Genomic DNA, 20,135 nt, shown 5'->3' with positions numbered 1-20,135 from the left:
ACTTCAACCGAATAACTCACTCTTGTCCTCATAGAAAAAACACCTCCAAGTCTAATTTCGGATAACAATCATCCTTTTTCAAACTTGAAGGTGTTTTTTTTTGTCTCATCTTATGGGGTCAGTCCCAGCCTGCACAGCTTTTTTTATTATTTAGAACTAGAAGTGCTGTCGCTTTCTGAAGATGTTTTAAATGTGTCTTTCAGATCTTTATCTTTTACTTCGATGTCAGCTTTCTTCATGACTTTTTGAACAGCTTCTTGGATAGCTGTGGTGTCATTTAGTTTTTGTTCAAGCACTTCAGATTTCAATTCTTTTTTCATATCATCGTATTTGCCGCGTTCTTCAGTCTTTTTGATGATGTGGTAGCCGTATTGTGTTTTGACAGGATCACTGACCTCACCTGTTTTTAATTTGAATGCAGCTTTGCTGAATTCATCCACCATACCGTCTTTTGCGAACCAGCCAAGGTCCCCGCCTTGTGAAGCAGAGTTATCTGTAGAGTATTCTTTTGCAAGGTCTTCAAATTTCTCGCCTTTTTTCAGCTTTTTCTCTACTTCTTCAGCTGTCTTTTTATCAGCGACAAGGATGTGGCTTGCACGGATTTTGTCTTTTAAGCCTTCCCAGTACTCTTTAGTATCAGCATCTGTTACTTTGATGTTATCTTTAGCTGCCTTTTGCGTGAGCAATTCATATTTTACTTGCTCTTTAAGGTAATCCTTACCATATTGTTCTTCGAGAGCAGTATATTGATCGCCAAGCTGTGTTTTGTATTCTTTAAGCTTGTTGTCAATTTCTTTATCTGTCACTTTATATTTCTTGTCCAATACTTTTTCTTGCACCAGCTGTGTCAGGACACTTGCACCAGCTGTTTTCTTCATGTTTGTGTAAAGTTCGCCTTTTGTAACATCGCCTGCGTCTGTTTTTGCGATGACTTCTTTGTCGCCACTGCTGCAAGCACTGAGAGCGAGGATACTTGAAGCAGTGATAGCTGCTATTGCGATTTTCTTCATTGTTTTCAAACACTCCTAATCATTCCAAATTAAAGTACCTATGCGTATCATAACATATTGTGGCATTCTGTAAAAAGATTTTAAATAAAGGGGCATTCGTCTAGTCAAACTTTTGCTGATGGCATACTTATATATTGATCAAGAAAAGGAGGTATGTAACATGAGCGGAGGATACTCTAACGGATTCGCGCTGCTTGTAGTACTGTTCATTTTGCTTATCATCGTAGGTGCAGCTTACATCTACTAAGCAGCCCGGGGATCGCTTACAAGATAAGCGATCCTTTATTTTCACTAGCGCCTAATCGTTTCAAACATGAATTGCATAAGATGTAATTGGTAAATAAAGCTTTTTACAGGAGGTGCTTTTTAAGATGGGTGAAGTATTTGCAGGCGGATTCGCTTTATTGGTTGTGTTATTTATCTTATTGATTATCATCGGCGCTTCTTGGCTGTACTAATCAAAATAAAAAAGCATAGCTGCTGAATCAGCAGCTATGCTTTCTTGCGTATTTACACTGTAAAGGAGATCTCCACAAACGAAGAGATCAGTAAAATTAATATAGATACGTTAATAAATCGGAATACCTTATCTTGCCGCTCTTCAGGAATCTCTCTGACAAGGCATAATGTATTGGTGAGCCTGTTTATGAAATATAAAATAAACACGGCAGCCACGATAAAATAGAATAAAATGATGGGAGATTCCCCCTCTCTCTGAACTGTCCCATATTACATTACCAAATATTTATCAAAAAAGATAGAATGCAGATTGAAAAATCGCCACTGGCGCCAAGGTGTGGCTACTTTTCAACAAGAATATCCAAGCCATCTGCTTCCTGATCAATGAATGCGGCTTTCGGCGCTTTTATCAGCTTAAGAGCCAGCAAGAAGTCAGGCAGACAGTAGCCGGCATGTATGCCCGATATCATGCAGAAATAATGGGCGTGATTCGGAAAAGCCAGCGCGGCGTAAAACAGTACAGGCGTAATCAGCAAGAACGGGCTTACGAGTGAAATCAGCATTGTTGTTTTTGGTATTCGTTTCCATGTGCGCATGCGTAGTATATAAAACTTTTTTTCTATTTTTCTTTTTTTGCAGATGATTGGCAGGACATGGATGACTTTATGTACAAATAAAATAACGACGAGCAAACCGCCGAATAAAGGTACATATTCATCGCTTAAGCTTGTGCCAGGCCGCAGCAGCTCAAATGCTAAAAAGGTAGATATAAAAACCAAAATCATAAAACATACAGCAGTTAATATTATGCGAACGGCACCATAATCCTTCATGAGATTTATGGTCTTCCAGCAATTCATCAAAGTCATCCTTCCATACATCATCTTGAATAGAATCTCAAAATAATTTACTCCTCCCAAGAGAAAAAATCAATGCTTTTTAAAGAAAAAATATCATCCGGTAGGTATTTTTTTGAAACAAGCAAACAAACTGTGAAATATGGGGTTAGAACTTTCTTCTCAGTGCATTATCAGCTAAAATAAGATTAAAGATAGAAAGAAGTGGTGTGGATGGATTCGATGGATCATCGCATTAAGCGATTAGAATATTACATACAATTATTAGTGAAAACAGTAGATATGGACAGGTACCCCTTCTATGCGCTTCTCATTGATAAAGGGCTGAGCAGGGAAGAAGGGGAAGAGGTTATGAGGATATGCGATGAATTGTCGGAAGAGCTGGCAACACAAAAAGCGCAAGGATTTGTAACCTTCGATAAGCTCCTTGCGCTTTTTGCCGGACAGCTGAATGAAAAGTTAGATGTTCATGAAACGATTTTCGCCCTGTATGAGCAGGGGCTTTATCAAGAACTGATGGAAGTGTTTATTGATATCATGAAGCATTTTGATTAGCTGTTTACAGGTTCGAGCTCTTCTGCCGGTTCATCCGCAGTACTGTTCTTTGCTTTTTTCTTCAGCTTTCCGTTTACGCTTTCAAAGTCATTGTCAATATTGGTGAGTGACGTTTCGAAAATTTCCATAAAATCATCGCCGTAGATATGGCGTATCATACACATCATTTCTGCCACTTCAGGAAATTTTCCGAATAAATGATACAAAGGCTGTGACCCTTTAAAAACCGCGTTGCGAGTCGGATCAAATTCCTCAAGCAAGCTCCAGAAAACCTCGGTGCCTTCCTCAGTTAATTGAACGTATGTGTTCCGTTTATCATTCAGCCGTTTGGAGAACCTTAAATATCCTCGTTCTTCCAGCTTTTTTGAAAAGTTGAATGCGGTTGATACGTGCATGACTCCGAATTTCGCGATTTCAGAAATGGAAGCTCCATTCAGTTGATACGCAATCCATAAAATATGATGCTCATTGATATTCAGGTCATACGGTTTGAGCCACTGCTGCCAATCCTTCTCGATCGATTTCCAAAGAGCCTTGCTAAGCTGAGCCATTTTCTGGGTGAAGACAAGAGCCTCTTTCACATCATAGGGCGGTTCCACTCGATTCATTACGTCACCTGCTTCTCTTTTTCTTTTTCTCTATTATGCCAATAAAATAAAGATTAATAAAGATGAAAATGTAAGAATTTTTTAATAAATCCACGAACCATTGCGGTGAGAAGCTTTTTCGGCATAAAAAAATGCGGGTCCCATTTTGGCCCGCATTTTTTTCTTTTGAATAGGATATTAGTTTTGTAAGGTTTTCTCCAGCTGTCTGATCTTCTCTTCAATATCAGCGATTTCTTTTTGCAGATCCTGCTGATGAGGCTTGATCTCTTCCTGCCATTTTTTAATTGACGTTTGGAGCTCACCGCTTACGTCTTTAATGACGTCTGTACTTTCCTTTGCCGCTTTGATCAGCTGGTCTTTTAATGCAAGCCCGTCTGATTTTAAGCGTTTGATCGTTTCTTCGAAAGAATCATAATTGGTTTTCATTTTTTCACGCAGCTGTTTTCCTGAGGAAGGTGCAGATAGAAGAACTGCTGCTCCTCCGATGATGCCGCCTACGAATAGTCCTGTTAATAGAGAACGTCCGTCCGCCATTACAATCACCCCGTCTTTTTCTTGAAAATAGGATTCATTCAGTATTTTTCATTTTTGTTGAAAGCCTGAACTTCTATACATAGCTTGCTTTATTTTAGCATATTTTTTAAGTGAAAAGGAGGGAGAAGGTTGTCTGTCTTTATGATTGTGTTATCCTGCATCACCCTTGCCTTCGCTACAGGCGCTGTTTACTATATCAGACTTCTCAGCCAGGCTGCTTCTTATCCGCCCAAGAAGGTCATCCGGCAGAAAGCGCTTGTTTGTTCAACCGGAACCGCCTTTACACTATGTCTTATCTTTTTCACAAAACTCTTCGCTTAAAACATGCTGACATGCTGCAGGCTCTCTGTTCGAAAAAAACCTCTCCCGCAAGCGGAAGAGGTTTTGAGTGACAACTATTTAACAGCTTCCAAAAAGCTCGAACGTCTTAAAATGGTTTGGATAATCGGATAAATAATGATCATTGCAATTGCATTCAGCACAGTTGCCGGCAGAACAACAGCTGCAAACAGTGCGGCAAAACCGCCAGGCAAACCGACGATCATTAAAGCTGACGATAAAAATACAATTCCCGATAAGATGGTCCCGATCGCTGTCAGCACAGCGGCTGCACCTGTTTTCTGGCTCTTTCTGAACAAGAGGAACAGGAAGAAAAACAGAAACGCGGACACGGGTTTATCGATGATATTAGGAATCTGTCCGGCTGGAAATGCGGTTGTAAGCGCGGAGATGATTCCGGTCACAATCCCGATGACGAGTACGTTTTGCACCCGCGGGAACAGAAGGATGCCCATGAACATCATGATCAGCATCATATCTGGTTTCATGCCGCCTAAAAAGGGCGGTATAATGGAATGAAGCGCTGCGCCGATTGCGGCAAACAGAGCCATAATGACTAACTCTTTTGTTTTCATCTCTATGCTCTCCTCTGCTAAGCTTTTTGCCCTCCAATAATATGCTCGTCATTTATTGCGAAGGCTTAAAGAATGTATATGCAAACAGTATATCAAACGGATCGTTTGCATAGCCAGACTTTTTACTCATTTTTTTGCTGGAATTTCTTCATGAACGCAGCTAATTTTTCACAGTCTTTGAGAGACACCGCGTTATAAATAGAAGCGCGGCAGCCTCCTACTGAACGGTGTCCGCCAAGGCCGATCATTTTTGCTTCTTTTGCTTCCTGAACGAATGTTTTCGTCAATTCGTCATCACGAAGCGTGAAGGTAACATTCATGCGTGAGCGGCTGTCCGTTCTGGCATGGCCTTTATAGAATCCGTTGCTTTCATCAATGCAGCTGTAAAGAACTTGTGCTTTTTGCTCATTGCGCTGTTCAGCAGCTTCTACACCGCCGTTTTCCTTCAGCCATTCCAGTACAAGGCTTAGCATATAAATGGCAAATGTCGGCGGCGTGTTGTAGAGTGAGTCCGCTTTGACATGCGTTGAATATTTCAGGATTTTTGGAACGTTCGCATTTTCATTCTGCAGCCATGTTTTTTTCATGATGACAACTGTCACGCCGGAAGGGCCGAGGTTCTTTTGAGCGCCTCCGTAGATCACGTCAAACTTGGATACATCAATTTTTCTGCTTAAAATATCGCTGGACATGTCAGCGACCAGCGGAATAGGGGAATTCGGGAATTCCTGCCACTGTGTCCCGAAAATCGTATTGTTGGACGTGATATGTAAATACGCCCCGTCTCTTACATCCGTAAGGTCAATCTCCGGAATGTAGCTGTAATGATCCCCTTCACTTGTAGCTGTCACAGAGGTGTTCCCGAACAGCTTTGCTTCCGCGAGGGCTTTTTCGGACCAAGCCCCTGTCATCACAAAATGCGCGGTTTTCTCAGGTGTTAGAAAGTTCATTGGAAGCATTGAGAATTGAAGGCTTGCCCCGCCTTGAAGAAACAAAATATCGTAATTTTCCGGGATGCCCATCAGTTCAGTTAAAAGATTTTTTGCTTTTTGGTGCACCGCTTCATACTCTTTGCTGCGGTGGGAAAGCTCCATAACAGACATGCCGGATGCGTTAAAATCAATAAATTCTTTCTGTGCTTTTTGCAGAACTTCCAATGGCAGCGCTGCAGGACCTGCGTTAAAATTCGTTGTACGTTCCATCATGATCTCTCCCTGTTTTCCACGTTAATGTATAAAATAATACAATTATCCTATCACAAAAATTCAGATTTTTGATAAAAAATTAGAATAATCAAAAGAAATTGACGGATGTTTGCGAAATGTTCACAAATAAAATAACCTCATCTTATGATGAGGCCAGGCGTTTTGCGATAGAGGAAGAGATGTCCTGCAGATCCTCCGGTTTGTAATCATCAGCATGTGTTTTCCAAACCGCTCCGAATCCATCTCCTTTTCCGTAACGCGGGATAATATGCATATGGTAATGGAAAACAGATTGTCCTGCTTTTTCGCCGTTATTGTTCAGCGTATTTAAGCCGATCGGTTCAAACTCATCCCGGATAGCGCGGGCGATTTTCGGAACGGCGTGAAAATATTGTTTTGCTAATTCATCCGTAAACTCATACACATTTTCGATATGGGTTTTCGGAATGACAAGCGTATGACCTTTTGTCACTTGGCTGATATCAAGAAAGGCCAGTACATGCTCATCTTCATACACCTTTGCGGACGGAATGTCACCGGCGATAATTTTACAAAAGATGCAATTCTCTTCACAATGCATGAGGGTTCCTCCTTATGAAATTGTTTAGTATGTATATACTCATCGTACCACATAAATGCAGAGAATAGAAAACAGGATGAACGGCGAGCGTTCACCCTGAATGTAGAGGAAGAGCTTATATGAAGAAAATGTGATATGCCTTTGGTAAGCACCTCATTTGTCAATAAAATGAAGACTTGTTTAATGCCTAACGATTCCTGCGATAAACACCTCATTTGACAATTTGCTTCATAGATGAAGAATTCATCAATTTAGTGAAGAGAAATGGTTTCAGCATTGGACATGTTTATTTTCTATCCAACTGTATCTAAGACGTCTTTGACAAACACCTCATTTTTCAGTTGATATGCTTTTCCTCTACGACCATTATGATGTCCAGAAACCTGTTTCTTTATGACAGCAAATTCATCATTTCTTAAAAGGGAATTGTTTCAAATCAGGGCTTGTTTTTGGTACTATGAAGAAAAACAATATAAGGGGAGAAACTATGTCTCTGCTATCGGTAAAAGACTTAACCGGCGGATATACAAGAAATCCGGTTTTAAAAAACGTATCATTTACCCTTGAACCGAATCAAATTGTCGGCTTAATTGGGCTGAACGGTGCTGGTAAAAGTACAACAATCAGACATATCATCGGTCTGATGGACCCGCATAAAGGTTCAATCGAATTAAACGGAAAAACCTTTGCCGAGGATCCGGAAGGCTACCGTTCACAATTCACCTATATACCTGAAACACCTGTTTTATATGAAGAGCTGACGCTGAAGGAGCATCTAGAATTAACAGCCATGGCATACGGACTTTCAAAAGAAACAATGGAAAAAAGGCTGCCGCCGCTTTTAAAAGAATTCCGAATGGAAAAAAGGCTGAAGTGGTTCCCGGCTCATTTTTCAAAAGGAATGAAGCAGAAGGTTATGATCATGTGTGCATTTTTGGCAGAGCCCGCACTCTACATTATTGATGAGCCTTTTCTAGGGCTTGATCCGCTTGCGATTAACGCGCTGTTGGAGCGGATGAATGAAGCAAAAAAAGGCGGGGCGAGCGTGCTGATGTCAACGCACATTTTGGCAACGGCAGAACGTTATTGTGATTCGTTTATTATTTTACATAACGGCGAGGTGCGTGCGCGCGGCACGCTGTCCGAACTCAGAGAGCAGTTTGGAATGAAGGACGCGGCGCTGGACGATTTGTATCTTGAGCTTACAAAGGAAGACGCTGGCCATGAATAATATGCTTGATATTTGGCAGTCGCGGCTGCAAGAGCATATCAAAGAAACAAGAATGTACATGAAATATATGCTCAACGATCACCTCGTCATTGTCTTAATCTTTTTTCTCGCGGGCGCTGCAAGCTGGTACAGCAAATGGATACGGGACATTCCTGCTCACTTTCCGTCCTTCTGGGTGATGGCCGTGCTGTTTTCGCTCGTGTTGACAAGCTCTTTTGTGCGGACACTTTTGAAGGAGGCTGACCTTGTCTTTTTATTGCCGCTTGAAGCAAAAATGGAGCCTTACTTGAAGCAGGCGTTTGTTTACAGTTATGTGTCTCAGCTGTTTCCGCTGATTGCATTGAGCATTGTTGCAATGCCGCTATATTTCGCTGTTGCACCGGAGGCTTCGCTTGTATCGTACGCGGCAGTCTTTGTTCAGCTTTTGCTGCTGAAAGCGTGGAATCAGGTGATGGAATGGCGTACGACCTTCCAGAATGACCGAAGCGTGAAACGGATGGATGTGATCATTCGCTTTGCGGCGAATACGCTCGTTCTTTATTTTGTTTTCCAATCTGTTTATATGTATGCGCTTGTGGTGTATGTCATTATGGCTGCTCTTTATCTGTATACGTCTTCGGCAGCAAAACGGAAAACGTTTAAATGGGAGAGCCATATTGAGTCCGAATTGAGACGCAAGCAGCGTTTCTATCGGATTGCCAACCTGTTCACTGATGTGCCGCATTTACGAAAGCAAGCGAAACGCAGAGCGTATCTTGACTTTTTGCTGCGGCTCGTGCCGTTTGAACAGCGCAAAACGTTTGCCTACATGTTTACCCGTGCCTTTTTGCGTTCAAGTGATTATTTGGGGATACTCGTCAGATTAACAATCATTTTCGCGCTGATCATTATGTATGTGTCGGCAAGCCCGCTCATTGCAGGGGTTTTGACTGTGTTTACCATTTTCATTACGGGCATTCAGCTACTGCCGCTGTTCGGCCACTTTGACCATCTTGCGCTTCAAGAGCTTTATCCTGTGAATAAAGAAACAAAGCGGAAAAGCTATTTTTCCCTATTGAAAACTGCTCTTACCGTTCAAGCGCTGCTGATATCCGCTGCATCTGCCTATGCTGCCGGCTTGACAGGTTTTCTTTATGCGCTGATCGGATCTGCCATTCTGATTTTTGTTGTTCTGCCGTCTTATATGACAACAAGACTGAAAAAACATGGAAAGCTGTGAGCTAGCTAAAAAGGGGTAGGTTAAATGACAGACAATCAGCAGCTGATGCAGGAAGCCCTTCAATGGAAAATGCATGTTTTGCGGAAGGATTCCATGTTTGAACGCTTTTCAAAGCGTGTGCAAACGAAGGTGACTGAGCGGATTCCTGAAAAAATCCATACGGTCATCACTGAGAGCGTGAAAAAAATGGTGGAAGCGACGATGGCCGGCTCCAATATCATCACCTATAAGAAGGATACAAGCGCACTTTCGCTCAGTGAAAAAAACGAACTAGCGAAAAAAACGGTTGCTTCTTATCAGAAGGTGGCGGCTGCTGAGGGAGTCGGCACCGGAGCGGGCGGCATTATTTTAGGCATTGCCGATTTCCCCCTGCTGCTTTCGATTAAAATGAAGTGTTTATTTACCTTATCCTCCATTTATGGCTTTGATGTGAAGAATCCACAAGAAAGAATGTTCTTGCTGATTGTGTTTCAGCTTGCGTTTTCGAGTGAGGACTGCCGCAAATCGCTTTTTTCTGTCGTCGACAATTGGGAGACGGAGAAAAAGAGCATCGATTGGCGAGTGTTTCAGCAGGAATACCGCGATTATATCGACGTCGTGAAACTTTTGCAGCTATTGCCGGGCGTAGGAGCAGCTGTCGGCGGAATTGCAAATTATAAGCTGCTTGCTCAGCTTGGAGAGACAGCAAGACACGTTTTTCACCTGAGAATATCAAAGGAAACAGCCGGAGAATAAACACTCCGGCTGTTATTTTATAGCTTATGATAGGTAATCGCGGCGCCCGCAAGGACCTTGGCCGCAGTCAGCATCGCTTTTTCATTGATATCAAATTTCGGATGGTGGTGGGAATAGACACGCTCTGACTGTTCAGGAGCAGCCCCTGTAAAGAAAAAGGTGCCTTTAACATTTTGTAAGTAATAAGCAAAATCCTCGCCGCCCATTTGCGGTTCACCGGCAATGACCTGCTGAACGCCCTCTGTGTTCTTTGCGATGCTGCCCAAGTGGCTCGTTTCTGCTGGATGATTCACAACCGCCGGATAGCCCCTTTCATAGTTGAACTCATAGGATGCACCGTGCATGCTGCACACGCCTTTTACCACTGCTTCAATTTCTTTCTCGAGAATGGTACGGACATCTTCGTCAAAAGAACGCGCTGTACCGATGAGTACCGCTTGGTCTGCGATGACATTAAACGGATTGTCGGCGATGAATGATCCGGTCGAAATGACGGCGGATTGAATCGGGTTGACTTTGCGGCTGACAATGTGCTGCAAAGAGGAAACGATTTGCGAGCCAATCAGGACGGCGTCTTTTGTATCATGCGGATGAGCGCCGTGGCCGCCCTTCCCGAGGATTTTTATCGTGAATCGATCCGCCGCCGCCATCATAGCGCCGGGACGGCAGAGAATGGTTCCAATCGGCTCAGTCGCCCAAAGATGCGTGCCGAATATCACATCCGCGTTTTCCAGACAGCCGTCATCAATCATTGGCTTTGCGCCTCCCGGATAATATTCTTCCGCATGCTGGTGGATCATCACAAATGTTCCCTTCAGCTCATGTCTGTTCTGGTGAAGGACCTTCCCCACTGCGAGAAGAGCTGCTGTATGGCCGTCATGGCCGCATGCATGCATGACACCGGGCACTTTGGAGGCGTAAGGAACATCTTTTTCATCTTGAATGGGGAGGGCGTCAAAGTCGGCCCGCAAAGCGACGGTGGGGCCTGGCTCGCTTCCTTCTATATATGCTAAAACCCCTCTGCCGCCGACGTTCGTGCGGATCGGGACGCCTAACGATTCATAATAGGAAGCAATAAATGCGGCGGTTTTTTCTTCTTGAAACGAGAGCTCAGGATACATATGAAAATGGCGCCTGATCTCAACCATTTCTTCAAAACAGCTGTCGAGCTGTTTGTTTATCTCTTTCTGCAGTGTGGATATGGACAAAGCCGCTTCCCCCTTTTTCTATGCTATTCCATGATTGTATATAAAAAATCTGAATATTTCAACTCGTTGCTTTTCAAAGCAACATCATGGCTGCGATGGTTGTCACCGAAAGGCCAATTGCGACGGGAATGAAGTTTTTTCTAGCAAGCTCAAAAGGATCAACTTTGCAAATGGCCGCTGCGGGGATCAGCGCCCATGGGACGAGTGTTCCCCCGCCCACCCAGATGGCAGATATTTGGCCGAGCGCGGTCAGAACGGCGGGATCAGTATGAAGAGCGGACGAAAAGAGCTTGGCGATAGAGCCGGCGAGAGAAATGCCTGAAAACCCTGATCCGTCGAGGCCGGTTATGGCTCCGACGGCAGTTAATACAGCAGCGGCAAGCTCCTTTGACAAGGGCATTATGTGGGAAAAAGCAATGCCGAGATCATTGACAATACCGTGGGAGCCTTTAGGGAGTGAAGTGCCTAGTATGTTTTTATAGCCTGAGTCGCCAAGATAAAAGAAAGCGGCAATTGGGATGACGGGGCCGAAAACCTTAAAGCCGAACTGAAATCCATCAATAAAATAACCGGTGATTTTTTCAAGCCCTGTTTGCTTATATACGAGAAAATGAACGATCAGGAGGATGCAGATGGCAGACCCGCCAATTAACGCGGTCGCATCATTTCCCTGTAGGTTAAATAAGAGCATGCAGGCAATATCCGCAAGAAAGATAAGCGGAATCAAAAAAGCGAGTATGGATCGCAGGCGTTTTGGCAAGTACAGCGAGGTGTCTTGCTCGCCAGAATGTACAGGGGAAAAAGAAGCTGAATCCAGCATTTTTTTGCGTTCGCGCTGAATCATGATAAATGCTGCGGTTGTTGTGGTCACGCCCATAATCAGCACAAGTGGAATACTCGCTGAGATGACATCACCGACTGGAATGCCTGCTGCATCCGCTGTCAGCTTTGGCGCCGCCTGTATGACAAAGTCTCCAGACAGAGCAAAACCGTGTCCGAATAAGTTCATGGCCATGGCGGCGGCAATAGGCGGCAAACCGGCGCGGGCGGCTGCTGGGAGCAGGACGGCGCCGATTAAAGCGACACCCGGAGAAGGCCAGAAGAAGAGAGAAATGGCGAACATCAGGCCGCCAATCAGCCAGTAGGCCGTCACAGGACCTTTCACAAGGTTTGCAAATGGAGAAATCATTGCTTCATTTATCCCTGTTTTTGTTAATAAATCACTCATCGAAACGATAAAACAAATGATGAAAATCGTGGGGAGCAGTTCGGCGGCCGCGTAGATAAAGCTGTGGAATAAACTGCTGACAGAAGCTGAAAGTGAATGGCTGGCCCATAGTGATATGATAAAAATGCCGAATAAGGAAATAAAGGTCGTATCTTTCCGCAGCAGCATAAATGTAATGATCGCTCCAATAAAAAACACATACAGAACATGGACAGACAAAATCCCGACTTCCATCATTGATCACTCCTTCCGCTTCCTACAGCCTATTCATAGGCGGGCGGAAGGTGCCGGGATGGAGGGCGCCCGATCGCAGATATTACTTCAGATAGATATCAATATGTTTTAGCTGCTCGATCAACTGGTGTTTTAATACTTTTTTAGCCTGCTGCTGATGCTGCGGATAGCATTCGGGTGAAAAAATAACGGCACCGGCAGCGAGCCAGTTTTTTCGGTAGGCGATTATGCTTTCCGAAGGGTCTAAATATGAACCGTCCTCACGCATCATTTCATAATCGTCGAATCCGAATTGGAAGCCGCAGCACGAGCAGATTTCATAGGAGTGATTCCCTTGATCATCATATGCCGGTTCTGTCAGCCCTTTAAACCCGCAGACTGGGCAAATATACTTCATCTAGATTCCCTCCCTTTCGCCATAACAAAAGCTGCCGGCATACCGGCAGCTACTCGACAGCGGAATAAGTGGTGACATACGAAGGCCGGGAAAAGATCGACGTTGTGTCTATTCCGGCAGACGTAACGCGTTTTTTGTGGGCTTCTTTGTATGAATCGGACTGCTGCCAATCTTGAAAGGCTCTTTCCGTTTCCCACAAGGTGAGAATGACATAGGTGTCACTGTCAAGCGGTCGGAGCACACGAATCGCTTCAAAACCAGGCTCGTTTTCGACTTTTCCCGCTCTGTTTTTAAATTTGTTTTCAAACAGCGGACGTCCTTCCTGAGTGACGGCAATATTATTCAATACTGCAAAACCGGGATGCTTTATCTCTCCGACTTGGTCAATCACTTCGTAAGCATGGGGTGCCTGGAAAACCGTATCTCCGCTTGTTTCGTGGATCAAAATCGCGTTTTCCTGCCCCTGCATCAAAAGGATATTTTCCGAGGGATGCTTCTTTACGATCGTTTTTAAAAAATCGGCTGTCCCATATGTAATATAAACCTTCATATCAGCCACCTCCTGCTTGCTAGTATATCAAAACAATGGTATAAGTTTCTATTGGCGAGTGCTTCGAACATAATTCCAAACAATTTTTCCCATACTACCTTTAGAAAGGCGAGGTGAGTTCATGTTTAAGATAAAGAATAAGAAACTTTTCATTCCCATCATTATTTTAGTGTTAACTGCTTTTCTCGCTTTAATAGGATATATTTCAATCATTTTTCTCGGTCATTATGTTATAGATGAAAAGAAGCTGATCCTTCATGCATCTTCAAAAATTGTGGATCAAAATGGGGATGAGGTCGCAAGTCTGTTTACTGAAAATCGTGAACCGGTCTCTATCAATGAAATTCCGAAAGAGGTCAGAGAAGCGTTTATCGCAGTGGAAGATAAGAGATTTTATGAACACCACGGTATCGATGTGAAATCTGTTGGAAGGGCAGTATACCGCGATATATTAGCAGGCGGAAAGGTGGAAGGCGGGAGCACGATCACCCAGCAGCTTGCCAAAAATATTTTTCTGACACATGACAAAACGTTTTTAAGAAAAACAAAAGAAGTGATCATTGCAATCAATCTTGAACGGGATTACAGCAAGGACAAGCTATTGGAAATGTATTTGAACCAGCTTTACTTCGGACATGGTGTCTACGGCATACAAGCGGCGTCCCACTATTATTTTAATAAAGAAGTAAAAGATTTAACTGTATCTGAAGGTGCGGTTTTGGCCGCTATTCCGAAGGCGCCTTCTACGTATTCTCCGGTTTTGCATCCTGATAAAAGTAAGGAGCGGCGTGATACGATTCTTGGCATGATGAATGACCAAGGCTACATCAGTGCAAAAGAGGCTGTCAGCGCGCAGGGGAGGACGCTAGGGCTGAACGTGAAGAAACAGTCGGAAACACCTTGGTTTGACAGCTATATTGATCTTGTGATTGAAGAGGCGGAGGACAAGTACTCGATTTCCGGTGAGCAGCTCCTTCAAGGCGGATTCACGATCAAGGTGCCGCTTGATTCGAAGCTGCAAAAGACGGCTTATCAGGTGATGAAGCTGGATAGCTATTATCCTGGAACTGATCAAAATGCCGAAGGTAGCGCGGTCTTTATCAATAACAAGACAGGCGGTGTGGAAGCGGCGATCGGCGGAAGAGATTACACAGCAAAGGGGTATAACCGTGTCACAGCTGCCCGCCAGCCGGGTTCCACATTTAAGCCGCTTGCAGTATACGGACCGGCGATGCAAGAAAAGAAATTTAAGCCCTACTCTCTATTGAAGGATGAGCTGCAATCCTACGGAGATTATACGCCGAAAAACTATGACAGCCAATATGAGGGCGAAGTGACCATGTCTGACGCCATTACGTACAGCAAAAACGCGCCGGCTGTCTGGACATTGAATGAAATCGGCGTCGAAACAGGCAAATCTTATTTGAAAGCAAACGGCATTGATATCCCTGATGAAGGGCTTGCTCTCGCTCTAGGCGGCTTGGAAAAAGGCGTTTCGCCTCTTCAGCTTGCCGGCGCATTTCATACATTTGCCGCGAATGGAACGTATACTGAACCGTACTTTATTTCCAGCATAAAGGATGAAGACGGAGAAATAATAGCCGAATATAAAGAAGAAGGAAAGAGAGTATTCAGCAAGCAAACGTCATGGAATATGACGAGAATGCTGCAGCAGGTGGTTAAAAAGGGAACGGCAACGACCGGCACTTATCACGGCGATCTAGCGGGAAAAACAGGCTCTACTTCTTATCCTGGCGTCTCCGGAGCGACTAAGGACGCCTGGTTTGCAGGCTATACGCCGAAAATAACCGGGGCTGTCTGGATGGGCTATGACAAAACGGATCAAAGTCATTATTTAAAAGGCGGCAGCGCGTATTCGACGAGACTGTTTAAGGATATTTTGACACAGGCCGGAGAAACCGGTTCTGTGTTTACGAAGCCTAAAAACGTCAAAGAACTGGAAAGCCCAATTAAGCTGGAGCCGGTCAAAAAGCTGAAAGCAAATTACACATTTAAAGCTGCGGGGCTCTTTACCATTGAATTAAAATGGGACGCTCAAGAGGATGACCGGGCCGTATACAGAATTTATGTAAATAAGGACGGCAAGGAGACGCTTCTTGATTCAGTTGAAGGAAAGGGAAGCTATGAAATCCCTTATGCCAACTTGTTTTCGGGCGCTTCTTATAAAATTGTGCCTTATAATTCACAGACAAAGAGAGAAGGGGAAGGAACCGATTACGTTCAGCCTAAATTGTTTTCCTCATAATGGAATTCGGCGATTTTTTGAACTTTGAGCCTCACTTCTATACCATTTGCCTAAAACAAGGTATAGTGTAATAAGTCAAGAAATACGAACGTATGGTTGCAGTATGAAAGGTGGAAATCAGATGAGTAAACGAGAAACGTTTAACGAGACGTTTTTAAAAGCAGCACGGGGAGAAAAAGCGGATCACACGCCTGTATGGTATATGAGACAAGCAGGGCGATCACAGCCGGAATACCGTAAGCTAAAGGAAAAGTACGGATTGTTTGACATTACACATCAGCCGGAACTTTGTGCGTATGTCACAAGACTGCCGGTTGAGCAATACGGAGTTGATGCTGCGATCCTTTATAAAGATATCATGACTCCGCTGCCGTCAATCGGTGTAGATGTTGAAATCAAAAACGGGATCGGGCCTGTGATTGATCAGCCAATCCGTTCTCTGGCGGACATTGAAAAACTCGGTCAGATTGATCCGGAACAGGACGTGCCGTACGTGCTTGAGACGATTAAACTGCTTGTCAATGAGCAGCTCAACGTCCCGCTCATCGGTTTCTCAGGGGCGCCTTTTACGCTGGCCAGTTATATGATTGAAGGCGGTCCGTCCAAAAACTACAATAAAACAAAAGCCTTCATGTACAGCATGCCGGATGCATGGAACCTGCTGATGTCCAAGCTTGCCGACATGATCATTGTGTACGTGAAAGCGCAAATTAAGGCAGGCGCAAAAGCGATTCAAATTTTTGATTCGTGGGTCGGCGCGCTGAATCAAGCAGATTACAGAACATACATCAAACCCGTGATGAACCGGATTTTTTCAGAGCTTGCGGAGGAGAATGTGCCGCTGATCATGTTTGGCGTAGGCGCAAGCCATCTGGCAGGTGATTGGCATGACCTTCCTCTCGATGTTGTCGGGCTCGATTGGAGGCTCAGCATTGATGAAGCCAGGTCAAAAGGCATCTCTAAAACAGTGCAGGGCAACCTGGACCCGTCCATTTTGCTCGCGCCATGGGAAGTCATTGAGAAAAAAACGACGGAAATACTTGATCAGGGCATGAAATCGGACAGCTTCATTTTCAATCTTGGACACGGGGTCTTTCCTGACGTCAGTCCTAAGGTCCTGAAAAAACTGACTGCTTTTGTCCATAAATATTCACAAAACAAAAAAACGGGTCAATATTCCTAAGCATATCTTTTGGTATCTGAATGATATCCTGTCAAAATGTTTGTATCAGATCATTAAAGAGGGTGTAAACAGTGAGTAAAAAGAAAATGGGGCTTCTCGTTATGGCGTACGGCACGCCTTATAAAGAAGAAGATATCGAACGTTATTATACACATATCAGAAGAGGCAGAAAGCCTGAACCTGAAATGCTTCAAGATTTGAAAGACAGATACGAAGCAATTGGCGGCATTTCACCGCTTGCCAAAATCACAGAAGAGCAAGCGCACAAGCTTGAACAGCACTTAAATGAGATTCAGGACGAGATAACATTTAAAGCGTATATCGGACTGAAGCATATCGAGCCATTTATTGAAGATGCTGTGGCAGAAATGCATAAGGATGGCATTACAGAAGCGGTCAGCATCGTGCTGGCACCGCATTTCTCCACGTTCAGCGTGCAGTCCTACAACAAACGTGCCAAAGAAGAGGCTGAAAAACTTGGCGGCTTAACGATTACGTCTGTTGAAAGCTGGTACGATGAACCGAAATTCGTGAAATACTGGGTTGACCGAGTGAAGGAAACATATGCGTCAATGCCTGAAGACGAAAGAGAAAACGCAATGCTTATCGTATCCGCGCACAGTCTGCCGGAAAAAATTAAAGAATTGGGAGACCCGTACCCGGACCAGCTTCATGAATCGGCGAAATTGATTGCTGATGGTGCAGGCGTTTCCGAATATGCTGTCGGCTGGCAAAGCGAAGGGAACACGCCTGATCCTTGGCTCGGACCTGATGTACAGGATTTAACACGTGATTTATTCGAACAAAAAGGGTATCAGGCATTCGTATATGTCCCTGTCGGATTTGTAGCAGATCATCTAGAAGTGCTTTATGATAATGATTATGAATGTAAAGTGGTCACTGACGATATCGGCGCAAGCTACTACCGCCCGGAAATGCCGAATGCAAAGCCGGAATTTATTGATGCATTAGCAACAGTTGTATTGAAAAAATTAGGACGTTAAAGAAGGCGATGAACATGAGTGACGGCAAAAAACATGTAGTCATCATCGGCGGCGGCATTACCGGTTTAGCCGCCGCCTTCTATATGGAAAAAGAAATCAAAGAAAAAAATCTGCCCCTTGAGGTGACGCTTGTTGAGGCAAGTCCTAGAGTCGGCGGGAAAATCCAAACCGTCAAGAAAGACGGCTATATCATTGAAAGAGGGCCTGACTCATTTCTGGAACGGAAGACAAGCGCTCCGCAGCTTGTCAAAGATGTCGGCCTTGAGCATTTGCTTGTCAACAATGCGACAGGTCAATCCTATGTGCTTGTAAACCGCACCCTGCATCCAATGCCGAAGGGCTCCGTGATGGGGATACCGACAAAAATCGCGCCGTTCGTTTCAACTGGTCTGTTTTCTGTGTCAGGGAAGGCAAGGGCCGCTATGGATTTTATCCTGCCTGCAAGCAAATCAAAAGACGATCAGTCATTGGGAGAATTTTTCCGCAGGCGTGTCGGAGATGAAGTGGTTGAGAATTTAATCGAGCCGCTTCTATCAGGCATCTACGCTGGCGACATAGACAAGCTCAGCTTAATGTCGACTTTTCCGCAATTTTATCAGACGGAACAAAAGCACAGAAGTTTAATTCTCGGCATGAAAAAAACAAGGCCTCAGGGCTCCGGGCAGCAAATCACAGCTAAAAAGCAAGGGCAGTTCCAGACCCTTTCAACGGGTTTGCAGACCCTTGTAGAAGAGATTGAAAAGCAATTAAAGCTGACGAACGTGTACAAAGGCACAAAAGTGACCAAGATCAACCGAGGCGGCACTGGCTACTCGCTCGAACTGGATAACGGCGTCACACTTGATGCTGAATCAGTGATTGTGACTGCTCCGCATAAAGCGGCTGCAGGAATGCTACCTGAGCTACCTGCCATTTCTCATTTGAAACATATGCACTCCACATCCGTGGCAAATGTCGCCTTGGGCTTCCCTGAAGGCGCTGTCCAAATGGAGCATGAGGGAACGGGCTTCGTTATCTCAAGAAACAGTGATTTCGCGATCACAGCCTGTACGTGGACGAACAAAAAATGGCCGCACGCAGCGCCGGAAGGCAAAACGCTGCTTCGGGCGTATGTCGGAAAAGCCGGAGACGAATCCATCGTTGATCTCTCAGATAACGACATTATCAACATTGTGTTAGAAGACTTAAAAAAAGTCATGAACATAGACGGGGAGCCGGAAATGACATGTGTCACCCGCTGGCCTGAAAGCATGCCGCAGTACCATGTCGGCCACAGGCAGCGCATCAAAGAGCTGCGCGAAGCACTGGCCTCCGCATATCCGGGTGTCTACGTGACAGGCGCTTCTTTTGAAGGTGTCGGAATTCCCGACTGCATCGATCAAGGAAAAGCTGCCGTGTCTGACGCGCTTACCTATCTATTCAGCTGAAAAACCTCCGCTCTGGCGGAGGTTTTTTGTTGTGGAATGGCAATATTGTGTAAAAAATGATTGAATTGATCAGCAGGTTATGATACATTTGCATATGTACTTAATGACTAAAATGTTCAAACAGTCAGTTTCGAGGTGAATACAATGTCAATAGATCGAAAAAAGCTCATTTTGGAGGCGGCGACAAAATCTTTCACTCAGTTCGGGTATAAAGCGACGACAATGGATCTTGTGGCCAAGCTTGCGAACGTGGGGAAGGGAACCATTTATACTTTTTTCAAAAACAAAGAAGAGCTGTTTGATGAGATTTTCACTACTTTATTGAAGGAAATGAAGCAAAAAGCGGACGAAGCGATGGAGCCGTACCTTCCGTTCCATGAAAATGTGCACAGGGCGCTGTTTGCCATTCTAGAGTTTAGGAAAACACATCAGCTGACGATTAAAATTTTCCAAGAAAATGCTGAGATTGGTACAATGGCAGTTCAGGAAGTGATCCAGAAAATGGAGCGAGGCATTCTATCTTATATAAAAAGTAAAATTGAAGACGGGATTGAAAGCGGTGCAATCAAGCCATGTGACCCTGAGCTAACAGCTTTTGTGATGCTGAAGCTTTATATCGCGCTCATTTTCGATTGGGAAAAACAGCATCCCCCGCTCGACAAAGAGACGATTGCGGAACTGCTTGAATTGTATGTTGTGAAAGGATTGTCAGCCAACTAGATAATCCTTTC

General features: G+C 44.4%; 24 protein-coding genes. 12 read left to right on the top strand and 12 right to left on the bottom strand.

Annotation, left to right across the window (positions count from 1 at the left end; translation table 11 throughout):
* Positions 1-146 precede the first annotated feature (146 nt).
* Entirely contained in the window at positions 147-1,010 is an 864-nt protein-coding gene (prsA, locus tag Q3W56_RS19475; protein ID WP_302896569.1) for a peptidylprolyl isomerase PrsA, read from the bottom strand.
* A 160-nt stretch (positions 1,011-1,170) separates the two neighbouring features.
* Here prsA and yhzE1 point away from each other — a divergent pair, with 160 nt between their 5' ends.
* The gene (gene yhzE1, locus Q3W56_RS19470) at positions 1,171-1,257 is read left to right on the top strand and encodes a sporulation protein YhzE1 (RefSeq protein WP_003327753.1); all 87 of its coding nucleotides are present in this window, start codon (positions 1,171-1,173) and stop codon (positions 1,255-1,257) included.
* 124 nt (positions 1,258-1,381) lie between these two features.
* The gene (gene yhzE2 / locus Q3W56_RS19465) at positions 1,382-1,468 is read left to right on the top strand and encodes a sporulation protein YhzE2 (RefSeq protein ID WP_003155248.1); all 87 of its coding nucleotides are present in this window, start codon (positions 1,382-1,384) and stop codon (positions 1,466-1,468) included.
* A 52-nt stretch (positions 1,469-1,520) separates the two neighbouring features.
* Here yhzE2 and Q3W56_RS19460 read toward each other — a convergent pair whose 3' ends face one another.
* Both Q3W56_RS19460 and Q3W56_RS19455 read right to left on the bottom strand, forming a co-directional pair.
* The gene (locus Q3W56_RS19460) at positions 1,521-1,703 is read right to left on the bottom strand and encodes a hypothetical protein (RefSeq protein WP_024571667.1); all 183 of its coding nucleotides are present in this window, start codon (positions 1,701-1,703) and stop codon (positions 1,521-1,523) included.
* 107 nt (positions 1,704-1,810) lie between these two features.
* On the bottom strand, positions 1,811-2,329 hold the full coding sequence (locus Q3W56_RS19455; protein ID WP_019713826.1) for a DUF3267 domain-containing protein: 519 nt from the start codon (positions 2,327-2,329) through the stop codon (positions 1,811-1,813).
* 210 nt (positions 2,330-2,539) lie between these two features.
* On the opposite strand from Q3W56_RS19455, the gene Q3W56_RS19450 reads away from it, so the two are divergent.
* Entirely contained in the window at positions 2,540-2,881 is a 342-nt protein-coding gene (locus Q3W56_RS19450) for a YhaI family protein (RefSeq protein ID WP_003224275.1), read from the top strand.
* On the opposite strand, the gene Q3W56_RS19445 is transcribed toward Q3W56_RS19450, so the two are convergent.
* Both Q3W56_RS19445 and Q3W56_RS19440 read right to left on the bottom strand, forming a co-directional pair.
* Positions 2,878-3,489, bottom strand: a complete 612-nt coding sequence (locus Q3W56_RS19445; RefSeq protein ID WP_268361890.1) for an HTH-type transcriptional regulator Hpr — start codon at positions 3,487-3,489, stop codon at positions 2,878-2,880. The two genes, Q3W56_RS19450 and Q3W56_RS19445, sit on opposite strands and share 4 nt — an antisense overlap.
* A 177-nt stretch (positions 3,490-3,666) precedes the next feature.
* Positions 3,667-4,023: a YtxH domain-containing protein gene (locus Q3W56_RS19440; RefSeq protein WP_003224279.1), complete on the bottom strand. Its 357-nt coding sequence runs from the start codon at positions 4,021-4,023 to the stop codon at positions 3,667-3,669.
* A gap of 129 nt (positions 4,024-4,152) precedes the next feature.
* Between Q3W56_RS19440 and yhzF the strand changes: the two genes are divergently transcribed.
* Entirely contained in the window at positions 4,153-4,344 is a 192-nt protein-coding gene (gene yhzF, locus Q3W56_RS19435; RefSeq protein ID WP_019713829.1) for a membrane protein YhzF, read from the top strand.
* A gap of 74 nt (positions 4,345-4,418) precedes the next feature.
* Here yhzF and trpP read toward each other — a convergent pair whose 3' ends face one another.
* The 3 genes from trpP to Q3W56_RS19420 form a co-directional block, all read right to left on the bottom strand.
* Complete coding sequence (gene trpP, locus Q3W56_RS19430; RefSeq protein WP_019713830.1) at positions 4,419-4,937, bottom strand: tryptophan transporter TrpP; 519 nt, start codon at positions 4,935-4,937, stop codon at positions 4,419-4,421.
* Between the two features lie 122 nt (positions 4,938-5,059).
* Positions 5,060-6,139, bottom strand: coding sequence for a 3-phosphoserine/phosphohydroxythreonine transaminase (gene serC, locus Q3W56_RS19425; protein ID WP_302896568.1), 1,080 nt, complete (start codon positions 6,137-6,139; stop codon positions 5,060-5,062).
* Positions 6,140-6,284: 145 nt separating this feature from the next.
* Positions 6,285-6,722 carry an HIT family protein gene (locus Q3W56_RS19420; protein WP_019713832.1) on the bottom strand — a complete coding sequence of 146 codons (438 nt, stop codon included), beginning with the start codon at positions 6,720-6,722 and terminating at the stop codon, positions 6,285-6,287.
* 487 nt (positions 6,723-7,209) lie between these two features.
* On the opposite strand from Q3W56_RS19420, the gene ecsA reads away from it, so the two are divergent.
* Genes ecsA through Q3W56_RS19405 form a run of 3 tightly spaced genes read left to right on the top strand, consistent with a single transcriptional unit; the run spans position 7,210 to position 9,907 of the window.
* Positions 7,210-7,953 carry an ABC transporter ATP-binding protein EcsA gene (ecsA, locus tag Q3W56_RS19415; RefSeq protein WP_019713833.1) on the top strand — a complete coding sequence of 248 codons (744 nt, stop codon included), beginning with the start codon at positions 7,210-7,212 and terminating at the stop codon, positions 7,951-7,953.
* Positions 7,946-9,172 carry an ABC transporter permease EcsB gene (gene ecsB / locus Q3W56_RS19410; RefSeq protein ID WP_302896567.1) on the top strand — a complete coding sequence of 409 codons (1,227 nt, stop codon included), beginning with the start codon at positions 7,946-7,948 and terminating at the stop codon, positions 9,170-9,172. The genes ecsA and ecsB overlap by 8 nt, the downstream gene beginning before the upstream one ends.
* Before the next feature lie 24 nt (positions 9,173-9,196).
* Positions 9,197-9,907 carry an EcsC family protein gene (locus tag Q3W56_RS19405; RefSeq protein WP_302896566.1) on the top strand — a complete coding sequence of 237 codons (711 nt, stop codon included), beginning with the start codon at positions 9,197-9,199 and terminating at the stop codon, positions 9,905-9,907.
* A gap of 17 nt (positions 9,908-9,924) precedes the next feature.
* On the opposite strand, the gene sndC is transcribed toward Q3W56_RS19405, so the two are convergent.
* The 4 genes from sndC to hmoB form a co-directional block, all read right to left on the bottom strand.
* The gene (gene sndC / locus Q3W56_RS19400) at positions 9,925-11,115 is read right to left on the bottom strand and encodes an N-acetyl amino acid acetylase SndC (RefSeq protein ID WP_302896565.1); all 1,191 of its coding nucleotides are present in this window, start codon (positions 11,113-11,115) and stop codon (positions 9,925-9,927) included.
* Between the two features lie 73 nt (positions 11,116-11,188).
* The gene (locus tag Q3W56_RS19395) at positions 11,189-12,580 is read right to left on the bottom strand and encodes a hypothetical protein (RefSeq protein WP_302896564.1); all 1,392 of its coding nucleotides are present in this window, start codon (positions 12,578-12,580) and stop codon (positions 11,189-11,191) included.
* 79 nt (positions 12,581-12,659) lie between these two features.
* A complete protein-coding gene (locus Q3W56_RS19390; RefSeq protein WP_019713838.1) occupies positions 12,660-12,974 on the bottom strand; it encodes a hypothetical protein in 315 nt (104 codons plus the stop codon).
* Between the two features lie 49 nt (positions 12,975-13,023).
* On the bottom strand, positions 13,024-13,524 hold the full coding sequence (gene hmoB / locus Q3W56_RS19385) for a heme-degrading oxygenase HmoB (protein ID WP_302896563.1): 501 nt from the start codon (positions 13,522-13,524) through the stop codon (positions 13,024-13,026).
* A 121-nt stretch (positions 13,525-13,645) separates the two neighbouring features.
* Between hmoB and Q3W56_RS19380 the strand changes: the two genes are divergently transcribed.
* The 5 genes from Q3W56_RS19380 to Q3W56_RS19360 all read left to right on the top strand — a co-directional run bounded on the left by Q3W56_RS19380 (position 13,646) and on the right by Q3W56_RS19360 (position 20,124).
* The gene (locus tag Q3W56_RS19380) at positions 13,646-15,790 is read left to right on the top strand and encodes a transglycosylase domain-containing protein (protein WP_302896562.1); all 2,145 of its coding nucleotides are present in this window, start codon (positions 13,646-13,648) and stop codon (positions 15,788-15,790) included.
* A 121-nt stretch (positions 15,791-15,911) separates the two neighbouring features.
* Positions 15,912-16,973 (top strand): uroporphyrinogen decarboxylase, encoded by a 1,062-nt coding sequence (hemE, locus tag Q3W56_RS19375; RefSeq protein ID WP_302896561.1) that lies wholly within the window; start codon positions 15,912-15,914, stop codon positions 16,971-16,973.
* 71 nt (positions 16,974-17,044) lie between these two features.
* Positions 17,045-17,977 carry a ferrochelatase gene (hemH, locus tag Q3W56_RS19370; RefSeq protein WP_268400242.1) on the top strand — a complete coding sequence of 311 codons (933 nt, stop codon included), beginning with the start codon at positions 17,045-17,047 and terminating at the stop codon, positions 17,975-17,977.
* Between the two features lie 14 nt (positions 17,978-17,991).
* Positions 17,992-19,404, top strand: a complete 1,413-nt coding sequence (gene hemY / locus Q3W56_RS19365) for a protoporphyrinogen oxidase (RefSeq protein WP_302896560.1) — start codon at positions 17,992-17,994, stop codon at positions 19,402-19,404.
* Positions 19,405-19,548: 144 nt separating this feature from the next.
* Positions 19,549-20,124: a TetR/AcrR family transcriptional regulator gene (locus tag Q3W56_RS19360; RefSeq protein WP_302896559.1), complete on the top strand. Its 576-nt coding sequence runs from the start codon at positions 19,549-19,551 to the stop codon at positions 20,122-20,124.
* Positions 20,125-20,135: the final 11 nt, after the last annotated feature.

Source organism: Bacillus sp. C28GYM-DRY-1, from assembly GCF_030519405.1.
Taxonomy (GTDB): Bacteria; Bacillota; Bacilli; order Bacillales; family Bacillaceae; genus Bacillus; species Bacillus spizizenii_A.
This window is presented reverse-complemented; position numbering and strand designations above follow the sequence as displayed.